The 662-nt window shown below is 42.0% G+C and carries 1 protein-coding gene; it reads left to right on the top strand.

Annotated features, from left to right (window positions below; genetic code table 11):
• Positions 1–147: 147 nt before the first annotated feature.
• Positions 148–662 (top strand): sigma factor-like helix-turn-helix DNA-binding protein (locus H5186_RS22660; protein WP_259400411.1); only part of this gene is annotated, 515 nt, incomplete at its 3' end.

Genomic DNA, 662 nt, shown 5'->3' with positions numbered 1-662 from the left:
ATCACTTTTGTGTTCTTAATGATTTTGCCGATCAAAGCTTAATGCCACTCGTAACCGAGTTCACGTTTTATCATTTTTGTAGGTATGTTAAACCGTTATCTAAATCATTTGATGAGGATAACAATCATGTCAACAAGACCTATATCTATGAGTAAACTACATGCTATTTTACGGCTGAAATATTCAGCAAAATTATCCCATCGAGAGATTGCTAGAAGCTTAAATATCTCCCCTGGGACCGTCGCTAATTACGTTAAAAAAGCCAATGAGTTAGGGTTAAACCAATGGCCGTTACCTGAAGATAAACAACACGGTACGTTTCTTAATACAAAAATCAGGGACTTCTCACCCCGTCAAAAAAGATACCCAACACCTGACTGGCTCACCATTAATAAGGATTTAAAGCAGCACAAATATTTGACGTTGCAGTTAGTATTCGATGAAATGCGTGAGAAAGTCGGTGAGCCTTATTACAGCTATAGCCACTTCTGCCGCGCCTATCGGGAATGGGTGGGGAAACAACGGTTGTCGATGCGTCAGCATCATAAAGGTGGTGAAAAGCTGTTTGTGGATTATTGTGGCCCCACACTGACCATCACGTGCCCCACAACGCAGGAAACACGGACTGCTCAAGTATTTGTTGCCGTGCTCGGCGCATCAAA

The sequence above is a fragment of the Pseudoalteromonas sp. SG41-2 genome, assembly GCF_014164535.1.
Classification (GTDB): domain Bacteria; phylum Pseudomonadota; class Gammaproteobacteria; order Enterobacterales; family Alteromonadaceae; genus Pseudoalteromonas; species Pseudoalteromonas rhizosphaerae.
The sequence above is the reverse complement of the archived record's forward strand: the minus strand, read 5'-3'. Positions and strand labels throughout refer to the sequence as shown.